Origin of the sequence: Natronoflexus pectinivorans (assembly GCF_004345615.1) — a bacterium.
Taxonomy (GTDB): domain Bacteria; phylum Bacteroidota; class Bacteroidia; order Bacteroidales; family Marinilabiliaceae; genus Natronoflexus; species Natronoflexus pectinivorans.
In genome coordinates this window covers 121,338-144,564 of the sequence record NZ_SLWK01000008.1, presented here as the reverse complement: position 1 = coordinate 144,564, position 23,227 = coordinate 121,338, and the positions used below count along the sequence as shown (strand labels likewise).

Here is a 23,227-nt window from a genome sequence, read left to right as displayed (position 1 = left end):
TAGGTTAAGAGGCGAAGCATCGCCAAGTCCAGTGAAATGAAATGACAGGGTTTTAAACCCATTAACTTACAAACTCTCTTGCAAGTATAGCGACCAATCTTTCCAGACCGGTTCCATTCCTTTTTGTCGCAGCATATCGGCGATGACATCGGGAGTGCGGTCATCATTGACAGCAAACTGCTCAAGCTCTCCCGAGCCGGAGTATCCGCCCGGCTCGGTTTTGCTACCGGCGCTCATGGCTGTAATTCCTATGGGAAAAGCATTATCCCTGAACCGTGCACTCTCACGTGTTGATAGTGACAACTCCACATCATGGTCAAAAAGCCGATAGGCACACATAAGTTGCGTCAAATTTCGTTCGGTGGTTTCAAAGTTTGGCTGAAACCCTTCACCCGGAAACGGACGCAAACGGGGAAAAGAGATGGAATATTTCACCTGCCACCACTGCTTTCGCAAATAACTCAAGTGCAAGGCTGTATACCAGGCTTCGGTGCGCCAATCTTCGAGTCCAATGAGATTTCCTATGCCGATTTTTCGAACTCCGGCGCTTCCTAAACGGTCAGGCGTTTCAAGCCGATACCGAAAATCCGATTTTCGTCCTGCTGGATGATACGTAGGATAACGACTTTCATTATAGGTTTCCTGGTAAATGTAAACCGCGTGCAAACCGGCATTCACCAATTTTGCATACTCTTCTGTTTCCAGAGGCTGAACTTCCAGAGAAATCTGACTAAACCATGGTTTTAGAGTTTCGATGGCATGGCAGAAATAATCCACGCCCGCACGCTTTTCAGCCTCACCGGTAACCAGCAGAATGTGGCGAAACGAATGCCTGCGAATGATTTTAGCCTCTTCAATCAACTCTTCCATGGTCAACAACTTTCGTTTTAAGCGGTTTTTGCCGCTAAAACCACAGTAAACGCAGCTGTTTTCGCAATAATTTGAAAGATAAAGAGGAATATAAAGCTGCATGATGTTCCCAAATCGCTGACGTGTTATGAAATGGCTCTTTTGAGCCATTTCTTCAAGAAAAGCATCCGCTGCCGGAGACAGCAAAGCCTTTAAATCTTCCAGACCGGGGTAATCTTTTCGCAAAGCATTAACCACATCATCTTCATTTTTTGAAAAAATTGAAGCGGTAACATCTTCCCAGTTATATGATTGTATGATGTTATAAAACGACATAAAAATCTGCTTTAGGATAAAAACGAAGTCAACGGGCTTGTGGCTGATGCTTTAGCACCCTTCGAAACCATTGGCAAACCTGCTTCGTAGGCCATGCGTCCGGCTTCTACTGCCATTTTAAAAGCCTTACCCATAGCAACAGGGTTGCCGGCTGCAGCAATGGCAGTATTTACAAGAACCGCATCAGCTCCCATTTCCATAGCTTCAGCGGCATGCGACGGAGCTCCAATTCCGGCATCTACCACCACCGGAACGTTGGATTGCTCAATGATGATTCGCAGAAACTCGCGCGTTAACAACCCGCTGTTGCTTCCGATGGGGGAACCCAAGGGCATTACAGCAGCTGCACCCGCCTCTTCGAGCCGCTTGCACAGCACAGGGTCGGCATGAATATAGGGGAGCACCACAAAACCAAGTTTTGCCAACTCTTCGGTTGCTTTTAGCGTCTCCACAGGGTCGGGCATCAGGTAACGGGCATCGGGATGAATTTCAAGTTTTACCCAATTGGTTCCAAGAGCCTCCCTGGCCAACTGTGTGGCAAAAACCGCTTCGGATGCGGTTCGTACGCCGGATGTATTAGGAAGCAAGTTAACTCCCGGGATTTTAAGATGCTCCAGCAAATCATCGTGCGGAGTTTCCAAGTCCACTCGTTTAAGAGCCACTGTTACCAATTCGCTGCCGCTGGATTGAACCGCATCAGCCATTAATCTATTGGAACTGAACTTGCCGGTACCGGTAAAAAGCCGACTGGTAAAGGTTTTATCTGCAATGGTTAGTTTACTCATGGTTGATATATTTATGGGTTGTCATTGAGATGAATCTTTTTGTTATTTTAGGAATATCATTATCATTTGCGAGCACGCCGGAAACGGCAATGCCGTTTACGCCAGTATTCATAATGGCTTCAACATCATCCGGCAAAATACCTCCAATGGCGGTAACAGGAGTTTCAAAACCAGCTTCCCGAAAGTTTCTCATTCGTTCTGCATATCCCTCCAGTCCAATGATGGGACTCAGATTTTTTTTGGTTGATGTAAACCGAAACGGACCAAGACCGATGTAATCAACACCCGATTGTGCAAGTGATATCATATCCTCAACTGTATTGGCCGTTCCCCCTATAATGAATTCACTTCCAAGCAAATCTCTCGCTTGTGCAACCGACATGTCATTCTTCCCCAAATGGACTCCATCGGCTTGAGTCTTCAGTGCAATATCCGGATGGTCGTTGAGAATAAACAGAGCACCGGCGTCTTTACACATGGCTTTGATTTCTTTGGCTGTATATATGATTTCATCAGGCTGACAATCCTTTAACCGCAATTGCAACCATCTTCCACCACCTTCCAGATATGCAGAAACAAGCGGAACTAAATCTGCCAAAGGCAGATTAGGTGTAATGAACATTAACGGATGATATTTTAGAAACATATAATTACTAGATTTTTAGATGTATAAAAAGCTAGTGTCAAGTCAATCATATATTGACGGGTTAATATAGCACGTTTGGCTTTCCCCTAGGCTTCGAAGTGAGTGTTCGACTGAGTGTTCGACTGAGCTCACACCGAAGTCTCACACCGAAGTCTCAGCCGAACGGGGCTAGGGGTGAGCGCTGGCTACAATTCAAATTTGACATGGCACTAGATATTTGACAAAACATTCCCTGATTAAACTTAGAACAATAACCTCATAACCTTTCCACCATTCTCACCGAAACCTCAAACCTCAAACTTTGAACATCGAACATCGAACATAAAACTTCAAACAACAACCTTAAAAATGCCACCCCAACAACTCATTTGAAGAGAGGATAAAACGCTCAGTATATTTCTTTGCTTCCCTACAAGCTTCTGATAAAGATTTACCTTTAGCCAATAAAGCACAAATAGCCGCTGAAAACACGCAGCCACTACCATGCTTTCCGGGATTATTGTACCGCTCTCCTTTTATCACTTCGACAGAATCAGGTTGAATCAGCAAATCGTTGGCATGATTTTCGGCATGGCCTCCTTTTAACGCAACGGCTTTCAATCCAGATTTTTCCATTTTTTTCTGAATATCCGAAGCATTGGACGCGCCAAACAACCATTGAGCCTCGGGAATGTTTGGAGTCACCAAATTCACCACGTTTAAAACATCCAACAGTCCCTCCCTGGCTCTGCTTTCGTGAAAGCAGAAACCGGCAGAAGCCTTAATCACAGGGTCCCACACTATTATCGCATCCGGATTCGCCCTTTTTATCTGAATAATGCATTCATGCAGCACTTCAGGCGATTCTATAATCCCAAACTTAACCGCTTTAATGGAGTAACTCATCAAAAGCGATTCCAATTGGGAGCTTATAACCTTCTGAGATGTCCACCGCAGGCTGTCAAAACGGTTATGAGCCTGACTGGTGATGGCAGAACAGACACCCATTCCTCGCATACCCAACCTCTCAAATGTTTTAATATCGGCTCCCAGTCCGGCTCCACCGCAAGGGTCCCAGCCTCCTATTGATACTACTGCTTCCATATGTGATATGCGTTTGTAAAGTTTTCGGCGGTTGCTTTTACATCAGCAACAAGTCCATTCAATCTCCACACACTCCCAAGCAATGCCGCACCCGAAAACCCCATGCTTTTAATTTCTGCAACATTATCCATTGAAATGCCACCAAGGGCAATAACCGGAGCTTGCTGCCCCCCTCTTTCCTGAAAAAATGCAATCAACTCCTCACGTGAAAAAGCAGAACAGTAACCCACTTTGGAAATGCTATTAAAAACAGGACTCAAAAACATGTAATCCAACGACTTTCTATCGTTTACAAAAACCTCCTCTAACGAGTGACAACCCGCACTCTGCCTCACACCCGCAACCTGTGGCGCTTTAAAATGGCTGCTGTTATGTAATCCTCCTAAACCCAGTTTCAATGCCACATTAAAATGATAGTGCATGGTGAGTTTTGAATAATACTTTTCAGGGATTGATTGCATTAACCTGAAAACTTCTTCATCGGATGCACCCGGTTTGCGGATGTGTATGTAACAGGCACCGCTGTTCAGAAGCGCGGTAATGGCCGCTGCTTCATTACGCAAAATGGATGGATGTGTGATGACTATCAACATTGGTTTAACTACTCAGCTCACGAATTTTCCTATTAGCCCGCATACTACAAAAATGCTCACCGCACATGCTGCAATAATGGGCCTGTTTGTCGGCTTCATCGGGCAATGTGGCATCGTGAAAATCATAAGCAGTATCGGGGTCAAGAGCCAGGTGAAATTGGTCGCGCCACCTAAACTCGTAACGCGCTTTACTCATGGCATGGTCACGAAGAATGGCACCGGGATGTCCTTTGGCAATATCGGCTGCGTGGGCAGCTATTTTAAACGTCACCACTCCGGTTTTTACATCATCACGATTTGGCAACCCCAAATGCTCTTTAGGCGTTACATAGCATAACATGGATGCTCCCATCTGTGCAATCATGGCTCCCCCTATGGCCGATGTAATGTGGTCATAACCTGGCGCAATATCGGTTACCAGGGGACCAAGTGTGTAAAATGGGGCATCAAAGCAGTGCTTAAGTTCCATTTCCATATTTTCGGCAATCATGTGCATGGGCACATGTCCCGGCCCCTCAATCATCACCTGAACATGTTTATCCCAGGCTCTTTTGGTTAACTCTCCAAGTGCCTTCAGTTCTCCAAACTGAGCTTTGTCGTTGGCATCGAACTGAGAACCGGGACGCAGTCCGTCACCCAGAGAAACACCTACATCGTAGGCTGCCAAAATATCACAAATATCATCGAAATGGGTGTAAAGGAAATTCTCCTTTTTATGAACCGAGCACCAGTTAGCCATTATTGATCCACCACGGGAAACAATCCCTGTCATTCTGTTTACGGTATGTGGAATATGTTCCCGCAACAAACCGGCGTGAATGGTGAAATAATCCACCCCCTGTTCAGCCTGCTCGATGAGTGTGTCACGATAGATATCCCACGTTAAATCTTCAGCCTTCCCTCCTACTTTCTCCAGCGCCTGGTAAAGAGGGACGCTACCAATGGGTACAGGAGAGTTGCGCAGAATCCACTCCCGGGTCTCGTGAATGTTTGCTCCGGTGCTTAAGTCCATCACTGTATCAGCACCCCAGCGAATAGCATGAATGGATTTACTTACCTCCGAAGCAATATCTGAAGTCACCGGGCTGTTTCCAATATTGGCATTGATTTTCACAAGAAACTTGCGACCAATTATCATCGGTTCACATTCGGGATGGTTGATATTGGCCGGTATGATGGCGCGTCCTGCAGCTAATTCATCGCGCACCATTTCCGGGGTAACAGGTTTAAACTGTCCGTTCATCTTCTCTTCCAACCGCTGGTTCTCCCTGATGGCCACATATTCCATTTCAGGCGTAATGATGCCTTGCCTGGCATACCACATTTGTGTAACCGGCTTATCTTTGGCTTTCCGCGGGTTGCGGTTGACATGACTAAAACGAAGGTGCGACAAGGAATCATCGGCCAGACGAGCACGCCCATACTCTGAGCTTAACTCTTTCAGTTTTTCTGTGTCGTTTCGGGATTCAATCCACTTTTCCCTGATGGGATTTACGCCATTGGTCAAATCTACTGATTCTTTTTCATCGCCAAATTGTCCGGAAGTATCGTACACCGTTAAGGTATCGGGATTGGTTACAGGACAATTGCCTGTTGATAAAACAATTTCGCGCATTCCTACACGTATGGGAAATAGTTTCCCCTCAACATAGGTTTTTCGTGAACCTCGAAGCGGTTCACCTTTGATGGAGTTTTGCATATTATTGTGGGTTGTTTACTGGTTTATAAGTTCAGAAATAGTAATCCTCAACCTCCGCGGGTAGCGCCAATGAGCATCACCTCATCGTTTTCTTTTAACAAATGAGCTTCCCATTGGTCTCGGGGAATAATTTTGCTGCCCACCGCAACAGCAAGGCCGTTGAGGGGAACTCCCATATCCGACAATAAATCCAAAAGGTAAGTTTTACTGAATTCTGTCTCTTTTCCGTTTACTGTTATTCTCATAATTGAACACTTTATTTGGCAAATCAAATTTTCCAAAGCCTATTACGCATAGTCAATAAAAACCATCAGACAAAAACCGCCTCGTAACCAAACCATTAAAAAGGCCTGCATGGGATTAAAGAAATCAGCAAACCGCAACAAATTAGTCACAAGTCAAAACCGGAATCAATCATCCCGACTTACGTAAATAAAATAAAACAACAGAATTCAACAGGTGAAACGAGCCATGGTAAACTCTTCGATACACAGGAATATGATTTTCTGGGGAGTTCTATGTGGCTATTTAAAAACAAATAATAAACACATGAAAATAAATACACTAAGACTCCCTTCGACGGTATTAACCGTATCAGGTTCAAGGGTATGATCTCAGCCGCTTATTGGCACCCCTGTCATTCTTGTTGATGATGCAAATATATATTTTTTGAAGAGATAAACAATAGCCGCATTGCTGTTTAAGGAAAAAAAGAAGGATGCTCATAAGAGAAAAATTAACATGATTTATGCGGTTTTTGTTATTAAGTGCAAATATGTCAATCTTTTAACCACGCAGGTGGTTAAAAGAAAATGAAAAATACCCACATATATTTAAAACGATTCTATTCCAACATCTGAACAAACAACAGTTATAAGATAGGTTTAAAAACTTATTAAATCCTTTTATAAGTGTTTTTACTTATATTTATATTTCATAGGTTTATTTGCTGATATTAATACATTATTTCTAATTTGCCAGATTAGGATTGTCCTTTGAGTTATTTCGCAAAATGACCATGCTTTAAAAAAGGAAGGTTTGTATAGCTCCAACGAGGCGACATCATCAGCATAGGGCAACGTAATATGAAAAAGTATATAAAGCGAATTTATGGGCAAAAACATCATTACCCAAATGAATAATATCGAATGTGTTAAAGTAAAATTGTAAGCGTTTTCATTCCCATTATAGAAGCTAAAGCAAAAAAACACACAACAACCATAAATATTGCCAGTTAAATCACTAAATTTGAACAACCTATACCATATTAACATGAGAGCTACCATTTCCGGAGATATAATAGCTTCTACATCATTAACAGACAAAGGCAGAGAAACACTTGCAAAAGGGTTCAGGCGGCTTATTAGAGTTCTGAAAAAAGAACATGGCGTTTATGCACGTGTTATCAAGGGAGACTATATTGAATGCTACCTTGAAAATCCTGAAGAGGCTTTAAGAATAGTGCTGATTATAAAAACCTTCATAAAATCGCTTTCAATAAACACGCGTTCGGGAGTAATTGGAGTCCGCCACTTTAAAATACATGGAATACGCCTTGCAATGGGCTTGGGGAGCATAACCAGATTTGACGCGCGAAGGGGAATTATTGATGGAGAAGCCATTTACATGTCGGGCAGGCTTATCAACCTAAACACCAAAGTTTATAAAGAGCGAAAAATTATAAAATCGACCCTTTTTATTGACTCTTCGCAGAAACAGATAACAGAAGAGAGTGAACCCCTACTGGCGCTGCTTGATGTTATCATTGCGCGTTGCACAGCCCGACAATGCGAAGTCCTCTACCACAGGCTATCCGGAAAAAGCGAAGCTGAAGTAGCAAAAATCTTAAAAGTATCGCAACCAACCATCAATCAACACTCTACAGCTGCCGGCTGGAATGCCATTGAGAAAACCGTAAATCGGTTTTCGACCATCATTAAAAACCTTAAATCATGAGCTTTTACCAACTCCTAACCCTCCAACTGATGGCTCATTTATTGGCCGATTTCTTCTTCCAAACCGATAAGTGGGTTGAAAGCAGAAATAATTCGGGCATAAAAAGCCGGTACTTTTCAGCTCATCTGTTGATTGTATTTATTACTTCTTGGCTGCTTTCGTTTCAGTGGAAATTTATTTTTGCATCGGCAATAATAACTCTGTTGCACGCTGCTATTGATTATCTTAAAATCAAATTTTCCGGTGTAAAAAAGCTTAAACGATACATTTTCTTTATTGACCAGTTTATTCACGTAGGCATCATTATGTATGTTACCTTCATCTATGGTTCCTACTTCGACCTAAACCCCTGGTTCTTGCTTCCGCTAACTGATACAGAAATCATTATCATAGCAGCCTTCCTCTTTTGCTTAAAACCATCAAACATATTAATTAGAGAGATTCTTCATCTTTATAAGGTGTCTGCCCCCATCAATGAAAATGAGCCGGGAGAACTACCCAACGCCGGAAAACTAATTGGCAACCTGGAACGACTTCTCACCCTTACATTCATTCTTACCGGACGATACGAGGCTGTGGGGTTTTTAATTGCCGCCAAATCAATTCTAAGGTTTGGAGAGAAAGATGCAGTTAAATCGGAATATGTACTCACCGGCACCCTCCTGAGTTTTGGAATTGCCATAATTATTGGGATATTTGTGCTCCAATTTTTATAAAACAAAAGCATGTACGGCATTTTCATTATATTTCTTTTTTATGCCATAGGCATACTAATCAGCAAATTATTTGGAGAGATTATACCCGGAAGCGTTATTGGAATGGTGTTGCTTTTTGTGGCATTAATGACCAGAATTGTAAACACTGAAAAAGTAAAGCCCGTTGCCTGTTTTATTACACGTCACATGGCACTCTTCTTTGTTCCGGTAGGTGCCGGACTGATGGTTACAGCCCACTACTTTAAAGGAGCCACCCTGGCAATTGTGACTGCATCGGCCGTAAGCACTGTTTTAGTTATGATTACTGTAGGATTAATCCAGCAATTCATGGAGAAAAAAAATGATTAATACACTATTCACCATACAGCCGTTCACTCTTGCATTTGTAATAGGAACCTACCTGGCTGCACTCTGGCTTTATCGTAGGACAAAACTGAACTTGCTGCATCCGGTGTTTACCAGCATTTTGGTTGTAATTGGAGCTCTTTTGTTGTTGGATGTAGAATATGCTGCGTTTGAACAGGGGAGTTTCCTGATTGATTTTATGCTGGGACCATCAGTGGTTGCGCTGGGCTTTGGTCTTTATGAACAGGTGCATCTTATCCGAAAAAACTTATTATCAATATTAACAGCAATAACCATAGGAAGTATTGTGGGCATTGTCTCAGTTGTATTTATAGCAAGATGGATGGGAGCCGATGAAACCGTGGTGGCTTCACTTGAACCAAAATCAGTAACAACCCCCATCGCCATTGGCATTTCAGCCAGGTTTGGTGGTTTGCCTCCTTTAACTGCAGTAGTTGTGGTGGTAACAGGAGTTTTTGGTGCTGTGGTTGGGCCGTTTGTTATGGATAAAACAGGAATTACAAGTAAAATTGCCCGGGGATTGGCAATGGGAAGCAGTTCGCATGGTGCCGGCACCGCTCGTGCCATTGAAATGGGAGCTGTACAAGGTGCCATTAGTGGATTAAGCATTGGGTTAATGGGGGTAGCAACCGCCATTATGGTTCCATTGCTGCGGTTAATCATTAAATAAAGAGATGATACCATCAGCCATATTCTTCATATTTACTCCATTTTTAATATTGGTGGCATGCCAACGCTACCGATTTTTAAATAAAATCGGTGCCATTGTGCTGGCATACATAATTGGAGCATTGGCAGGAAACAGCAGCCTTTTCCCGGAAAACATCCACAAATTACAGGATTTAATGACCATGATAACCATCCCACTGGCTATACCCTTGATGTTATTTTCAACCAATTTAAAACAACTAAGCCGGATGGCAAAGCCGGCTTTAATAAGCCTGGGGATAGGCATCGTGAGTGTTACCATTATGATTGTTACCGGGCATTGGATATTTCGAGACTATATTGCGGAACCACATAAAATCAGTGGCTTAATGGTAGGGGTTTTTACCGGAGGTACACCTAACCTGGCATCCTTAAAACTTATTTTGGATGCCGATGACACGATGTACCTTATTACACATTCGGCAGACATGATTATTGGTGTGTTTTATTTGCTGTTTTTAGTAACAGTGGGCAAAAAGGTTTTCTCATATTTACTTGGCGTAAAATACGCCCCATTGGCAGATATAAATATAAGAGAAGAGTATTTAGAGTCGGCACCATATAAAGGAATTTTTAAGCGCACAATTCTTGTGCGCTTAATTCAACTAATATTTCTGGCTATCGCATTGGTAGGGCTTTCTATTTTAATTGCCCTGCTATTTAATGAAAATGCAAGAATGGCTGTGGTAATGCTTTCTTTAACCACTTTATCACTGATGGCGGCCACATTGCCAAGGGTAAACAAAACTCCCAAAACATTTGAATCCGGAATGTATTTTGTGCTAATATTCAGCGTGGTTGTAGCTTCAATGGGCGACATCAACAACCTGGTTATTTCTGCTCTTCCGGTGGTTTATTATGCTGCATGGACTGTAGCGGGGTCACTCATTTTACAGGTCATATTCTCCCGGCTATTCCGTCTGGATGCGGACACCTTAATAATTACCTCTACTGCACTGATTTGCAGTCCGCCATTTGTACCAATGGTGGCAGGTGCTCTACACAATCGAAAAATAGTAGTTCCCGGGTTGTCAATTGGGATTATTGGTTATGCTTTGGGCAATTATTTGGGATATATTATTTCGATGGTTTTAAGGTAATTCACTCTTTATTATAATTTATCCAATGCGCTTACAATTTCTTCCGAAACAGCCAACTTCCCATTTATAATACTTGTGGTAGTTACAATGCCTTTCAGGCATAGTTTTTCATCAGGCAGTCTGTAAATATCCTGATAAAAAATATACTTTACTCCACTGTGTTCTACCCTCAGGCGGACTACAAATTTGTCACCACTTCTGAGGGGAGTCTTATAAGCCAAGTCAACGCGAGCAACAACAGCTAAAATATCCCGTCGTGCCAGATCTGCAAAATCAAGTCCTATGCTTAGCAAAAATTCGTGACGTGTATGTTCCAGGTAATTTTGATAAACACTGTTATTTACAATTCCCTGCAGGTCGCACTCATAGTCGCGCACTTTAAATTCCAATTCGTATTGATACTTTTGAGGCATAGAAATTAGTTTTACTTACAAAAAAATAAGAGACTGTTTAAATTTGTATCGAATAAATTAAATAGATTTTTAGATGCTGTCCCGAGACATTCGGGATAAAGATCTATTATCTATAAAAATCTTTAAGACACACTTCGGCTCTATCGTGTTTAAGAACTGATTACAAGGCAAATTTAAAATATTTAAGGGAACGGATGAAACTCCTCCATTGCAACACTAATTATACCTGCAAAACTGATATTTAGGATAAAAGGAGCCAACACAATAAAGACAAAAGCTAGCAAGAACAAGCAAACTGCCAAGTAATCAACTACATTCCATTTACATGTCCATGAAGTAGAAACTTTAGTATTCTCATCTGGATTACTGTTAATGACGTTCGCATCATTTCCATTTTCATTAGAGTCTTTCTTTGTTGATTTACTTTGATAGATAGCTTTTGCTGCATTCCCTGCATCATCTAGGGATAGTAAAATTCCTCGGATGGCTCTGTTCCAAGTTGCAAAACGTGCTGAAATCTCAGCGCCTTTAGCTGCCACAGAACCGGTGCGTGATGCAGATTGAACACCGACTCTTGCCAATGCTCCAACACCGGCAATTCCAAAAATGAAATCAAGATAAATTGCCAACCATAATGCAAAAATAACCAAAGCAAAATCAAGTTTTGTTTCCCATAAACTTTCCAGGAATATTTGGTTACGTTTTTTATAAATTTGATTTTGCCTGATCAACTCAAACATAAAATGAATAAGCACGGCGAATAAAAGCCAAAATAAGCTAATGGTAATGCTTAGCACCAGTGATAACCCAATGTATAATACTATAAATAAACGTTTACTGTCGTGCTGAGACACCCAATTAATAAGACTTTGCATTATTCAGATAACATATGGTTTTCAGAAGTCAAAAATAGTATTTTATATAAACCTAATAAACAGGTCGAATCTATTATAAAAGAAATCCCTTCTTTTGGTAATAAAAATTACCATAAAGAAGGGAGTTCAAAACGAAAACCTAAAATAAATCAGTATGGGTTAATGATCTCATCATTAACCCTGAAAAAATCAAAATCAACATAGCCTCCTGCAGTTTCTGTGGCATAATTAAACAGGCCAAACCGATAACCCATAAAATGATGTATTAAAGTATAAACCATTTGGAGCGGTTTTCCAATTCGAATCCACTCATTGCCATCAAGACTATAATAAAAGTAAGCGAGATCAACCATGTCATTAAAATCGCAATCAATTCGCAAATAAATATGATTCTGGTTAAGAAGAACCCTTTCCAGCTCCTGAGGATTATTGTTTTCTGCAAGTTCAAGAACCAAATAATATTCATCATTCTCTTTGCGTACCCCCACAAACCCATAATCTCTTTGTAAAGCAATAAGTCCAGCGCAATCGCCATTATTCATATTTCCTATATCAATCCTTGTTTGAGCAGAACTTTGCGGGCCAAAAGTACGTTGAGTAAGTGTATTACGTGCCTGAAGCACGTTAGCGTCGACACGTCCGGTAGTTAATCTCAAATATCCGGGCCGATCACTTAATGACCAAAAGCGATGATCGGGGTTATGATTCCATTGCCACACAAGAGGAAGTTTCTCATCACCAGGCTCTCTGTTAAATTCATCAGAGGCAACAATACCAGAAATTCCGCCATCACCGGCAGGAATATCCAGGGTATCAGGAACTTTTCCGGCAATGCCTAAAACAGGCCAACCGTCAACCCAATCTACAGGCATCAAGTAGGGAATTCTTCCAACAGCACCATAGTCGCGAAACATATACGCATACCAATCTCCTTCCGGAGTATCAATTAGACTACCCTGAGCAATCCCCCGGTCTTTTAAAACCACACGGCCTTCATAAGGACCAGCAATATTATCCGCTCTATGCACAAGAACCGTCCTTATGTCGTTTACAGGCCAGACAATGTTAAAGAGATAATACATCCCTTCATGTTTTAACAATTGGGAGCCTTCAGCGCATAAACCAATGTGTTCCCCTGCAATACGACTGGCATCCTCTATTACAACTATTTCTGAGCCGGGAATAACACCAGATAAATCGGGTTCCAACTCAACTAGACGCAATTCGCCACAAGCGTAAATCATATAAATACGTCCATCATCATCAAAAAACAAAGTATGATCATGTAAATCAGGTTCAAAAGATATCTCATTCCATTCCCCATTTTCAATATCAGTTGTTGTATAGATATGTGTTTTGCCTGAAGTGGCTGCAAAAGTTGAAACATAATATACGCCATCGTGAAACCTCATGCTGCTGGCCCAGGATCCAAAGCCATAGCTTTCCTGTCCATTTTCAAGGCGCATCATTTCATTGTCAATTAAAACGTCGTAAGCATAACTAACCAGTTCCCAATTTACCAAATCGTTAGAACGCATAATAGGCAATCCGGGACTCATGTGCATGGTTGTACTACTCATATAATAAGTATCTCCAACCCTAACAATAGCGATGTCAGGAACATCGGCAAAGATTATTGGGTTTGTTGCCATTGGTGTTTCCTTTTGTGTGCTACAGGAAACGGCCAAAATTAAAATCAGAAAAGTGGCCGTAAAAAGATTTTTTTTCATTGGAATTATTTTAAGTAAATCATTGACTTAACGAAAGTATGGTGCAAATATCATTTTAAGACATAACCATTAATAGATAAGGGAAATTGATTATATAACGGAAAAATCAAAAGGATCTCGATGTAATAAAATTCCCATATTGAATTAAGAATGGGGTCAAACCCGCTTAAACTGGATTTGTGCCCCATTATATTAGAAACAATGGTAAGAGAATTAATTAGTCACCAATTTCTTGTGCAAAATCTGGAAATCCATCGTCATTCCAACGGAAGGTTCTAACACGTGTATCTCTGTTTGGATCGTCAAGGGCAAATCCGTCAATCTCCTTATATTCTCTGGCATGATATACCAAAACTGGCGTTTTGCCATCTTCTGCCACTGTAAAGCTATTGTGTCCGGGACCAAACCGGTTAAACTTCTCATTGGTATAGAATACCGGCTCCGGAAGTTTGTGCCATGAGTTTGGATCCATCAAATCAGAGTCTTTGTAAGCCCATAATAAGCCAATAGCATAAGTGTGGTCTGTGGCACTGGCAGAGAATGTCATAAAAATCCGATTACCATGTTTAATAACAGCGGCTCCTTCATTAACGGCGTATGTGTGCATTTCCCATTCATATTCAGGCTCAGAGATAACCACTTCCGGACCAATTAATGTAACACCATCTTTCATTTTTGACATGATCAGTCCTGAATTGTTATCTGGCCGGGTTTTTTCAGCCCACACATAATAATAATTACCTTTATGCTCAAACACAGTTGCATCAAGGGCAAAATCGTCTCTTTCCGTTCTAATTTGCCCTTCCTCAACCCACTCTCCTGTAGTTGGATCATCAGAGTCGTTTGATAATGCCCACATGCGAATTTTCCATATATTTTCTGCGCGAGCTGCGGCAAAATATATATACCATTTCCCATCTACCCTGTGCAATTCTGGAGCCCAAATATGGTGGCTCATCGGACCACTGTCATGCTTTCTCCACACAACAACAGGCTCTGCTTCTGCCAAGCCATTGATTGTATTCGATTTTCTGATTTCAATTCGATCATATTCAGGAACAGTAGCAATAAAATAATAGATACCACAATCTGTTCTATGAATCCAAGGATCTGCTCTTTGACGAATTAAAGGGTTGTCATAATTAAATTCCTGCGAGTTCGCAATTTCTACCAATGCACCTGCCACCAATAGTGACAATACGACTAAAGATCTGATCATTTTTTTCATTTGTATAAAATTTGTTTTTAAGTAATCACAGGGAACTCGCCATCATAGTCATTCTTACTTCGACAGGGCTCAGTACTTTGCCTGTGTGAGAAGGTTTTCTCATGGCTCGTTTCATCTGTTTATAATTTGTTTTTTTAAGTAACTCCCGAGTACTCGGGAGTACTCGTCAATCTAGTCATTGCTTACTTCGACTGGCCTCAGCACATCGCCTGTGTGAAAATCTTTGACTTCGTCGATCTGGCGATTCTCATGGCTCGTTTCATGTAATTAATACATAATCGGTTTAAACTGTCACCAAAACAAAATTAAGAAGGTTATGTCCCTGAAAGGTGGACTTAATGGTAATTCTTTCGTAAGCAGCGTTACAATAGCCAATCATAACCCCTATACATGAGAAAAAATTGCTTATTGTTGACAATATTCATCGAGATCAATTTGGACAATCCAATTATATAAACCTGAATAGCAAGCTCTTGTATTGACCAAAACAAAAAAACCACTAATGTAAAGCTACATTAGTGGTTTAATTTATAAATGGAAGCTTCCAGAAAACTTCTTTATTAGCTCACAAAATCAATTTATAAAGATTTTGTAGAATTTGAGGAGGATTTAACACGAAATAAAAACAATATTGCACCCATCATACTCATAAATGCAGCAATGTATATTGCTGTATTAAACGAACCTGTTATGTCATACAAAACGCCACCGGTTACAGGACCAACAATTCCGGCAACAGCGTATCCAAGCAAAACATATGGATAAACTATGCCTAAATTCGCTATACCATATAAGTGTGAAGTTTCTTTGGCAAACAGAACAAAATTTGCTCCAAACCCAAATCCAATCATGGCAGACAGAACAATATAGCTTAACTCGGTAAGATTTAGAAAACCAAGTAAGAAGATCGATACCGCCTGAAGGGTTAATGCTGAAAAAATAACTATTTCTGTATTTAGATAATCACTGACCATGCCCCATGAAAGCCGGCCTAGAAAATTTGCTACAGCAAATACTGACACCCCCACAACCAACACATGGCTATCTATATAATAAACCTCCCCAATTGGAGACAAACTACCAATAACAAGCAGTCCAGCAAAGGTTCCAAAGAAAATACCAAACAAAAGTTTTACAAAACTTTTGCTTTTAAAGAAATAACGCACATCAACTCGATGGCCTGACACAGCTGAAGACGGAGCCTTTAAAAAAAACGACAGAAGAAAAATCACCAAGCCATAACCCAAACCAACCTTTGTAAATATATGCAATACATCCCTTCCCTGATCAAGCAGAGTCTCAGCAAGAAATGAGAGGACAACAGCCGCAAGGCCAAATCCTGCAGCTGCGATGCCTGTTATTAAACCCTTTTTTTTGGGGAACCATTTTACAGGTGTTGTTAAAGAGACCAAATAGCCAAATCCCGTGCCCACTCCGGAGAGAATACCTATACCGAATAGAACCATCCAAAAATTTCCGTTTGAAAATCCTGCCATAAGGTAACCCGTTGTAAACAATGCGGCTGAAATCATTCCCATTGTAACAGGTTTGAGTTTCTTTTCTAAAATGCCGGCAAGAAGCATTGTGGTAGGAAAGACAGCAATGATTGACCCAAAGATCAACTGCGTTTGAAATGAAGAGAAATTATACTCAGTCATTAATCCGGGAACAAATACACTCCAGGCGTACACACCACCCAGACAAAGCATAATAAAAAACGCTGATAATACTGTTAAGAATTTCTGCATTATTAAAAGGGTTTACTTCAGGACATGTCAATAAGGATACTCATGTCTGTATCGATCAACGATCCTGGAAATTGATTTAGTATTATGGTTAACAATTAATCATCCTGTATTTTTCACCCCACCTGAAATGGCGGTGGTTATGATAAGCAGCTTATCCAATAACACTGCTGCTTTTTCCGGGTTCTCGTCTTTAACCAATCGCCATTGTCTGAGAAAATCAATTTGCATTTGGTGAAGGGTTTGCAATGAATCCTTTCGACGATTTATATTCTCAAGCAGGCTGATTCTTCGGTTCTCTGTCTGGTCTCCGAGCAGTGCAGCCACCTGTTTTATGCTTTTCTGATGTTCAGACAGAATATTGGTCATAAAATCGTTGCGGATTTTATCATCATCAACCAGAGAAGCATATGCCTCCATTAACTTTTTATCGGCATTCAAAAGGTTGGTTTCAATATGGATCAAAGTGTATCTGAGGAATGGCCATTTATGGGCAAACACTTTCAACTGGTCGTACAATTGAGGATGATCGTTCTTCATAACTTCAAGACCATAACCAACCCCATACCAGGCAGTGAGATTAAATCTGGATTGTTTCCAGCTAAACACCCATGGAATGGCTCGCAGATCATTTAATGTGCGTTGTCCGGTTCTCCGGGAGGGACGCGACCCTATTTTGCTTTGCTCAACTACATCAATGGGCGTACATTGACTATAGAACTTAATGAAATCGGGATGTCTGATCAATTCCTGATACCGCTCCAAAGAAAGGCGGGCTAAAAGATCCAGTGCCTCATCGGGAAATTCTACCACAGAAGGCGCATGCAAACAATATCCCGTTTGCAGTGCTGCCCCCGAGAGCAGCATCTCAAGGTTATAATTGGCATTAACCAGGTTGGCAAACTGTTGCGCAATGGCCTCTCCCTGAACAGTTAGTTTTATTTCTCCGGAAAAAGAACCCTCAGGCATGCTGTCGAGGAAACGATGATACTTCCCTCCTCCACGACTGATGGTCCCTCCTATACCATGGAAAAATCTTAGTTCGGCATGATGTTTTTTTGCAACATTGGTTAAGTCCCGTTCGGCTTTATATATATTCCAACGGCTGGCAACAATACCTCCATCCTTGTTGCTGTCGCTGTATCCAAGCATAACTTCCTGAACAGACCTCTGAGATCCTTTAACAGATTTCACCACCGGATGTGAAAGATATCCATCCAAAACAATATGCGATTGGTTTAGATCCTCAATGGTTTCAAATAGAGGAACAACCTGAAGGAGTTTTGGATCAAGGCCAACTTCGCGCATAAAGAGATATACAATCAGCAAATCGCTTAACCCGCGAGTCATACTCACTATAATGGAGCCGATGCCATCGGCTCCGTATCTGTCAACATGCTCCTTTATCACCCTGTAACAGGCCAACACCTGATCAGCTTCAGTACCGACCGATATTCCGGATACGACAAAAGGTCTGTTGCTTTTTAATTCATTTGTAAGAAATTCAATTTTCTGCTCCTCACTCCAAGTGGTGTAGTTTCTTTCTTCGGTGGAAGCATAATTGAGCATTTGTTCCAGTGCCTTATCATGAAAGGCACTGTTTTGCCTGATATCCAGTTTGGCGAGATGAAACCCAAAGCATTTAACATGACGTTCCAGCGGAAACAGGAATGTGTCTATAATTTTATATGCACCAATGGCTGATAAACTTTCCCTGAGAAAAAGAAGATCATCCTGCAGCTGAAAAGAAGAGTCATAAACCATATCACCCGATTGTGCACGTTCCTTTCTGGTATTGATCAATTTAGCAAGCATCAATTCCACTAATTGCCTCCACGGTTCATGTTGGTTTCTTGATACAGCTTTATACCCGGCTTTACGAAGGCTCAGCGACATCTCTTCAATTCGTTCGTACAGTTTCTCAGGAACCTGATTGCGGGTATCTGAAAAACTCATTTGGGAAGCCAAAGCTTCCAACTGACCTTCGAGCAAACTAAAAGCCGCTTTACGATGCTCCATTAAAGTGTCGCGTGTAACTTCCGCTGTAACGTAAGGATGGCCATCACGATCGCCACCCACCCAACTTCCGAAGGAGAGCAAGGGATAATGCTCAGGACGACTTAACTTCTTTGGATCAAAGCCATAAGCCTTCCATGTATATCTTAGTCTTTCGTCGCTCAATTTCAAGGCCTCTGGAAACACTCTTGTAAAGTAGTGCAATACACTGCTGCGTTCCGAGGGAACATCGGGCTTTTCACGATAAACCTCCCCACTTCTCCACCATCGTTCAATTAATGCCCGAATGGTGGCATTGATCACTTTCCGCTCGGTTTCGGACCAAACAGCATTCTCTTTTTTGACAAGTTGAAGATATATCTCGCGGTGCAGTTTGAGGATGGTTGTACGCTTTGCTTCAGTAGGGTGTGCTGTTAAAACCGGCATGATGTGAATTCTGGAAAGCAACTCCCTGATCTGATCCTCGTTTAAACCCTGCTTTTTCCACTTATTGAATGTCTCGGACCAGGAACCTCTAATACTGGATGCTCCCAATCTGTTCTCAATCTTTCGTCGAAACTGTGCGGCAGCATTCTCCTCCACCAAATTCATCAACTGAAAAAGAATACTCAGAGCCTGCACCAGTTTCTCGTCAGAAACCTTATCATTAAGATTTACCTCCCCGCTTTTTTCATGGATGGAGTTAAGCAATTTAACCAGTGAATCTTCATTCAGATCCTTTAAAACCTCTCGCAAAAAAACAGATACAGAATTTAAATCTTTACTGATCTTCTGCAATCCATCGCTCTCAATCTGCTGTTTTATTTGCTTTATTTCGACATCTGATAACTCTTTTCTCATTTAGTTGATTGATTGGTACCCGGTTTCTAAACAATAATATCTGTGGTTAGTTCATACTTTTGTTGTATAAACAACAAATGCATTGGTACAATTTTCCGCAACAAAAATAAGAAAGTAGTTTTTATAATTGTCATTCTGAAATCTTAATTAAAGAAAAACTTCTTTAATTGTTAAAAATAACGGAAGTCTTCTCATCAGAAAACAAAATGGCTATCCGAACGGATAGCCATTTCTAATTTACATAATTAACACCTCATCATCTGTCACTTACAACAACCTTACTACTCTTCACATAACCATCCTTACATCTGGTCAATTGGATAAAGATTCCTGGAGGCAGTCTGTTAAAATCATTTCCTACTTTAACTCCATTCAGATTATAATATGTAATGGACTCAATATCGTCGTTTGCATATCTATTCTCGGGAATAAAAGTCGGTACATTTTGTATGGCATTCATTGGGCCTTCTGTAATATTTTCAACCCTTACATGATACAAATTAACTCCGCTGTTTGGAGAGAACAGATAAATAGTGGTTGCCCCGCCGAAATAGTTGTAAACCGATTTTTGAAGGTTAGCACCTGGAGCCGAAATAGTTTGCAACACATTGTTTGGAGAAGTGGCAATGTTAAGGATGCGATTAGAACTACTGCTGGCAGACTGACAAACAACGGTAATTCTTGAGTTTCCAGCTACATCGAATGCAAAAACACGCCCAACAGGCTGTTGTCCACTGAACTGCCCCGTACCGTTGAGTTTAACTCGTCGGGTGTAAGTGTAGATCTGGCCACCAATATCCTGACTTCTTGCAGACATGCCATCAACTTCAATGCCATTGTAGAGCACAGCTCCTGCAATAGTTTGCGATCCATTTACAGCAAAATTTGATGAATAGGCAGGCATTTCTGTAAAATACCAATCGTTTGCAATTTGCTGATTGTCAACCTCGACCCTAACGTGGTATAAATTCACCCCACTATCAGGAGAATAAAGAAAGATAGTGGTTGCACCACCAGTGTATTGATAAACCGACATGGCTAAATTGCTTCCGGGAGCTGGTACTGTATGTAGAACGTTATTTGATCCATCAGCAATTCTTAGAACACGGTTTTGGCTGCTGCTGGCAGATTGACAAACAATAGTTATGGTTGCATCTCCCGAAACATCGAAAGCAACAACCCTTCCAGTCGGTTGTTGACCACTAAACTGACCGGAACCGTTCAGTTTCACCCTTCGATTATAGGTATAACTAACCCCATCCATTGTCACACTGCGGGCGCTCATTCCATCCACATCAATACCATTGTAAAGCGTAGCCCCAGCAATAGTTTGCGATCCATTAACAGAAAAGTTTGATGCATATTGTGGCATGGCACTAAAATTCCAGTCGTACAAACCTGAGCCATTACCCGGCGAACTTCCGTCTCCCTGATCCACGGGGACAAAATGAGCTGTTGCATTAATGTCCGACTCGATGGTTAACACAATAGGATTACTGGTTCCGCTAAGATCTCCAGTCCAGTGGCTAAAAGCATATCCGCTATCCGGGATTGCGTTCAACTGTAATTCACTTCCACTCTCAAATTCACCATCTGAAGGCATAACTGCTCCATTTGAGGCATTGATGTTAAGAGAAAACATTTCAGGTTTCTTTGATTCAACTCTGACGTGATAAAGATTAACACCACTGTTTGGAGAGTAAAGAAAAATCGTTGTTGGAGCTCCTACATATTCATATACCGACATTGCCAGATTGCTTCCTGGAGCTGACACCGTTTGCAGAACATTATTTGATCCGTCTGCAATTCTCAAACTGCGATTCTGACTACTATTAGCTGATTGGCAAACGATGGTGATGGTTGCATCTCCGGGAACATCAAAAGCAAAAACCCGATCGGTGGGCTGCTGTCCATTGAATTGACCGGTGCCATTTAGCTTAACCCGACGATTATAAGTGTAAGTCACCCCGTTAATGGTGGCAGTTCTTTCTGCCATACCGTCAACTTCGATACCGTTATAGAGTGTTGCACCGGAAATTATTCTTGATCCGCTAACAGAAAAGTTTGAAGCATATTGCGGCATGGCACTAAAATTCCAGTCCTGAGACGAAGGAGTACCACCACTTGGTGGAGGTGGAGGAAGCGATACAACACCAAACTCATAAGCCCCTATATCAGGAGCCGTACCACTAAAAGACTCACCAATATCAACGCCTCCATTTATAAGAAAACTACCATCAACCAGTTTGAATAAAGCTGTTTCAGGCAATGAACCATCCGCTTGACGAGGTTGACGGGCGAGTGAGGTATTAACACTTTGAAACATGCTATTGGTTACCGTTCCTCTTTGCCAGCTGTTTCCCTGTAAAAGGGCGTTCGATGGCGTTTGAGCAATAACTCGAGAATTTGCGCTCAGATTATTTTGGAAAACAGTGCGACCGGAAGAAGGATTATTGGGAAAAACATAGTTTCGATCATTGTTATATGCAGTATTATGAATAAAAGTCATTGCACCGGTATTGTTGTTATGGTCAAAACCTTTTCCGGTATTATCAAATGCCATTGATCGTTTTACGATATGCGGCCCCGGTTGATGATCACCTCCCAACTTAAAACCATTCCCACCTCCATCAAACTCAGATCTTAATCTGTTCAGCTGGGTCTGGTTATTGCTAAAATAACTTTCAAATACTGATATATCTCCATTCCCAAATGCCCAACACTTCTCTACAATAATGGTATTCCGTGCTCTCCAAAAATCAAAACCGTCATCGGAATTACCCCACGAACGACAACCATAAAAATGGTTCCCAGGACCAATATCATACTTAGCGGCAAAGCCATCGGACATATTACCAACTCTCCCACGCCAATTGAAATTGTGATAACTATCGCAATTTTTAATCAAGTTATGGGAGGCCCTTGGTGCAGGATCCCGACTTTCAATATGAATTCCGGTAAGACGGTTTCTATAGGCCACACAGTTTTCCAATATATTATAACTACCCTCTATCCGAAAACCATTTCCTCCGGCACCATGAATATGTATTCCAATAATATGCCAGTAATTGGCCAACAATCGCAATCCATCGCGCCCCGACAACTCCTCCTGCGCCCAAAAATCAAGTATTGGCACTTCGTTTTCGTAAGCACGCAAAACTGTTCTGCGTGAAGCGTTACCACTTAAGTTGGTATTGATGGTTATTCTTGAGTTGTGGTAATACCTGCCTCCTCTCATTACAATCTCATCCCCAGGGCTTATCATAGATAGGGCTCTATTTAGAGTAGCAACCGGACTGCTAATCGTTCCGGAATTAGAGTCGTTCCCTGATGGGGAAACATATATCGTATTATTTGCCACAGACAGTGACACAAATAACACAGACAAAAAAGTAAATAAAATCTTCTTCATAAAAATGGATTATTGATTATTAACAAAAAATGCTGCAATTCGCAATCTGACAACTATATAATCTTATAAACAATTAACCGCTAAACAATATTCTCAGGCAAAATAGCTCTGGTGAATCTCGCTTAGCGGTT

The 23,227-nt window shown here is 41.3% G+C and carries 19 protein-coding genes and 1 riboswitch; of the genes, 5 read left to right on the top strand and 14 right to left on the bottom strand.

The window, feature by feature from the left end; all coding sequences use genetic code 11:
- Window positions 1–66 precede the first annotated feature (66 nt).
- From thiH to thiS, 7 genes are all read right to left on the bottom strand, one after another.
- Entirely contained in the window at window positions 67–1,185 is a 1,119-nt protein-coding gene (gene thiH, locus EV194_RS11460; RefSeq protein ID WP_132434177.1) for a 2-iminoacetate synthase ThiH, read from the bottom strand.
- 11 nt (window positions 1,186–1,196) lie between these two features.
- The gene (locus EV194_RS11455; protein WP_132434176.1) at window positions 1,197–1,970 is read right to left on the bottom strand and encodes a thiazole synthase; all 774 of its coding nucleotides are present in this window, start codon (window positions 1,968–1,970) and stop codon (window positions 1,197–1,199) included.
- On the bottom strand, window positions 1,963–2,592 hold the full coding sequence (locus EV194_RS11450; RefSeq protein WP_132434175.1) for a thiamine phosphate synthase: 630 nt from the start codon (window positions 2,590–2,592) through the stop codon (window positions 1,963–1,965). The genes EV194_RS11455 and EV194_RS11450 overlap by 8 nt, the downstream gene beginning before the upstream one ends.
- A gap of 366 nt (window positions 2,593–2,958) precedes the next feature.
- Window positions 2,959–3,699 carry a hydroxymethylpyrimidine/phosphomethylpyrimidine kinase gene (locus EV194_RS11445; RefSeq protein WP_132434174.1) on the bottom strand — a complete coding sequence of 247 codons (741 nt, stop codon included), beginning with the start codon at window positions 3,697–3,699 and terminating at the stop codon, window positions 2,959–2,961.
- Window positions 3,687–4,292: a thiamine phosphate synthase gene (locus EV194_RS11440; RefSeq protein WP_132434173.1), complete on the bottom strand. Its 606-nt coding sequence runs from the start codon at window positions 4,290–4,292 to the stop codon at window positions 3,687–3,689. Before EV194_RS11440 ends, EV194_RS11445 begins: the two co-directional genes overlap by 13 nt.
- A gap of 4 nt (window positions 4,293–4,296) precedes the next feature.
- Window positions 4,297–5,991, bottom strand: a complete 1,695-nt coding sequence (gene thiC / locus EV194_RS11435; protein ID WP_132434172.1) for a phosphomethylpyrimidine synthase ThiC — start codon at window positions 5,989–5,991, stop codon at window positions 4,297–4,299.
- A 47-nt stretch (window positions 5,992–6,038) separates the two neighbouring features.
- The gene (thiS, locus tag EV194_RS11430; RefSeq protein ID WP_132434171.1) at window positions 6,039–6,236 is read right to left on the bottom strand and encodes a sulfur carrier protein ThiS; all 198 of its coding nucleotides are present in this window, start codon (window positions 6,234–6,236) and stop codon (window positions 6,039–6,041) included.
- 309 nt (window positions 6,237–6,545) lie between these two features.
- Window positions 6,546–6,637, bottom strand: a riboswitch (TPP riboswitch).
- A 626-nt stretch (window positions 6,638–7,263) separates the two neighbouring features.
- Here thiS and EV194_RS11425 point away from each other — a divergent pair.
- From EV194_RS11425 to EV194_RS11405, 5 genes are read left to right on the top strand one after another with little or no spacing between them, the layout of a single operon-like run.
- Window positions 7,264–7,947, top strand: a complete 684-nt coding sequence (locus EV194_RS11425) for a fumarate hydratase (protein WP_132434170.1) — start codon at window positions 7,264–7,266, stop codon at window positions 7,945–7,947.
- Window positions 7,944–8,663 (top strand): DUF3307 domain-containing protein, encoded by a 720-nt coding sequence (locus tag EV194_RS11420; protein ID WP_132434169.1) that lies wholly within the window; start codon window positions 7,944–7,946, stop codon window positions 8,661–8,663. The genes EV194_RS11425 and EV194_RS11420 overlap by 4 nt, the downstream gene beginning before the upstream one ends.
- Before the next feature lie 9 nt (window positions 8,664–8,672).
- Window positions 8,673–9,011: a CidA/LrgA family protein gene (locus tag EV194_RS11415; RefSeq protein ID WP_132434168.1), complete on the top strand. Its 339-nt coding sequence runs from the start codon at window positions 8,673–8,675 to the stop codon at window positions 9,009–9,011.
- Complete coding sequence (locus tag EV194_RS11410; RefSeq protein ID WP_132434167.1) at window positions 9,004–9,699, top strand: LrgB family protein; 696 nt, start codon at window positions 9,004–9,006, stop codon at window positions 9,697–9,699. Before EV194_RS11415 ends, EV194_RS11410 begins: the two co-directional genes overlap by 8 nt.
- Window positions 9,700–9,703: 4 nt before the next feature.
- Window positions 9,704–10,837 (top strand): DUF819 family protein, encoded by a 1,134-nt coding sequence (locus tag EV194_RS11405; protein WP_132434166.1) that lies wholly within the window; start codon window positions 9,704–9,706, stop codon window positions 10,835–10,837.
- Between the two features lie 11 nt (window positions 10,838–10,848).
- Here EV194_RS11405 and EV194_RS11400 read toward each other — a convergent pair whose 3' ends face one another.
- From EV194_RS11400 to EV194_RS11370, 7 genes are all read right to left on the bottom strand, one after another.
- The gene (locus EV194_RS11400) at window positions 10,849–11,250 is read right to left on the bottom strand and encodes an acyl-CoA thioesterase (protein WP_132434165.1); all 402 of its coding nucleotides are present in this window, start codon (window positions 11,248–11,250) and stop codon (window positions 10,849–10,851) included.
- A gap of 182 nt (window positions 11,251–11,432) precedes the next feature.
- Window positions 11,433–12,125, bottom strand: a complete 693-nt coding sequence (locus EV194_RS11395) for a hypothetical protein (protein WP_132434164.1) — start codon at window positions 12,123–12,125, stop codon at window positions 11,433–11,435.
- Between the two features lie 149 nt (window positions 12,126–12,274).
- A complete protein-coding gene (locus EV194_RS11390) occupies window positions 12,275–13,855 on the bottom strand; it encodes a glycoside hydrolase family 43 protein (RefSeq protein WP_132434163.1) in 1,581 nt (526 codons plus the stop codon).
- Between the two features lie 217 nt (window positions 13,856–14,072).
- Window positions 14,073–15,083: a glycoside hydrolase family 43 protein gene (locus EV194_RS11385; RefSeq protein ID WP_207916019.1), complete on the bottom strand. Its 1,011-nt coding sequence runs from the start codon at window positions 15,081–15,083 to the stop codon at window positions 14,073–14,075.
- A gap of 578 nt (window positions 15,084–15,661) precedes the next feature.
- Window positions 15,662–16,831, bottom strand: a complete 1,170-nt coding sequence (locus tag EV194_RS11380) for an MFS transporter (protein ID WP_132434162.1) — start codon at window positions 16,829–16,831, stop codon at window positions 15,662–15,664.
- Window positions 16,832–16,930: 99 nt separating this feature from the next.
- Window positions 16,931–19,684: a phosphoenolpyruvate carboxylase gene (locus EV194_RS11375; RefSeq protein WP_132434161.1), complete on the bottom strand. Its 2,754-nt coding sequence runs from the start codon at window positions 19,682–19,684 to the stop codon at window positions 16,931–16,933.
- Window positions 19,685–19,940: 256 nt separating this feature from the next.
- Complete coding sequence (locus tag EV194_RS11370) at window positions 19,941–23,096, bottom strand: right-handed parallel beta-helix repeat-containing protein (protein ID WP_132434160.1); 3,156 nt, start codon at window positions 23,094–23,096, stop codon at window positions 19,941–19,943.
- Window positions 23,097–23,227 lie beyond the last annotated feature (131 nt).

Excerpts from the sequence above, each read along its gene's own strand:
- EV194_RS11405 (WP_132434166.1), top strand. The coding sequence starts at position 9,704 with ATGATACCATCAGCCATATTCTTCATATTTACTCCATTTTTAATATTG.
- thiC (WP_132434172.1), bottom strand. The coding sequence starts at position 5,991 with ATGCAAAACTCCATCAAAGGTGAACCGCTTCGAGGTTCACGAAAAACC.
- EV194_RS11385 (WP_207916019.1), bottom strand. The coding sequence starts at position 15,083 with ATGAAAAAAATGATCAGATCTTTAGTCGTATTGTCACTATTGGTGGCA.
- EV194_RS11445 (WP_132434174.1), bottom strand. The coding sequence starts at position 3,699 with ATGGAAGCAGTAGTATCAATAGGAGGCTGGGACCCTTGCGGTGGAGCC.
- EV194_RS11390 (WP_132434163.1), bottom strand. The coding sequence starts at position 13,855 with ATGAAAAAAAATCTTTTTACGGCCACTTTTCTGATTTTAATTTTGGCC.
- EV194_RS11410 (WP_132434167.1), top strand. The coding sequence starts at position 9,004 with ATGATTAATACACTATTCACCATACAGCCGTTCACTCTTGCATTTGTA.
- EV194_RS11380 (WP_132434162.1), bottom strand. The coding sequence starts at position 16,831 with ATGCAGAAATTCTTAACAGTATTATCAGCGTTTTTTATTATGCTTTGT.
- EV194_RS11420 (WP_132434169.1), top strand. The coding sequence starts at position 7,944 with ATGAGCTTTTACCAACTCCTAACCCTCCAACTGATGGCTCATTTATTG.
- EV194_RS11395 (WP_132434164.1), bottom strand. The coding sequence starts at position 12,125 with ATGCAAAGTCTTATTAATTGGGTGTCTCAGCACGACAGTAAACGTTTA.
- EV194_RS11455 (WP_132434176.1), bottom strand. The coding sequence starts at position 1,970 with ATGAGTAAACTAACCATTGCAGATAAAACCTTTACCAGTCGGCTTTTT.
- EV194_RS11415 (WP_132434168.1), top strand. The coding sequence starts at position 8,673 with ATGTACGGCATTTTCATTATATTTCTTTTTTATGCCATAGGCATACTA.
- EV194_RS11400 (WP_132434165.1), bottom strand. The coding sequence starts at position 11,250 with ATGCCTCAAAAGTATCAATACGAATTGGAATTTAAAGTGCGCGACTAT.
- EV194_RS11375 (WP_132434161.1), bottom strand. The coding sequence starts at position 19,684 with ATGAGAAAAGAGTTATCAGATGTCGAAATAAAGCAAATAAAACAGCAG.
- EV194_RS11370 (WP_132434160.1), bottom strand. The coding sequence starts at position 23,096 with ATGAAGAAGATTTTATTTACTTTTTTGTCTGTGTTATTTGTGTCACTG.
- EV194_RS11450 (WP_132434175.1), bottom strand. The coding sequence starts at position 2,592 with ATGTTCATTACACCTAATCTGCCTTTGGCAGATTTAGTTCCGCTTGTT.
- thiS (WP_132434171.1), bottom strand. The coding sequence starts at position 6,236 with ATGAGAATAACAGTAAACGGAAAAGAGACAGAATTCAGTAAAACTTAC.
- EV194_RS11440 (WP_132434173.1), bottom strand. The coding sequence starts at position 4,292 with ATGTTGATAGTCATCACACATCCATCCATTTTGCGTAATGAAGCAGCG.
- thiH (WP_132434177.1), bottom strand. The coding sequence starts at position 1,185 with ATGTCGTTTTATAACATCATACAATCATATAACTGGGAAGATGTTACC.
- EV194_RS11425 (WP_132434170.1), top strand. The coding sequence starts at position 7,264 with ATGAGAGCTACCATTTCCGGAGATATAATAGCTTCTACATCATTAACA.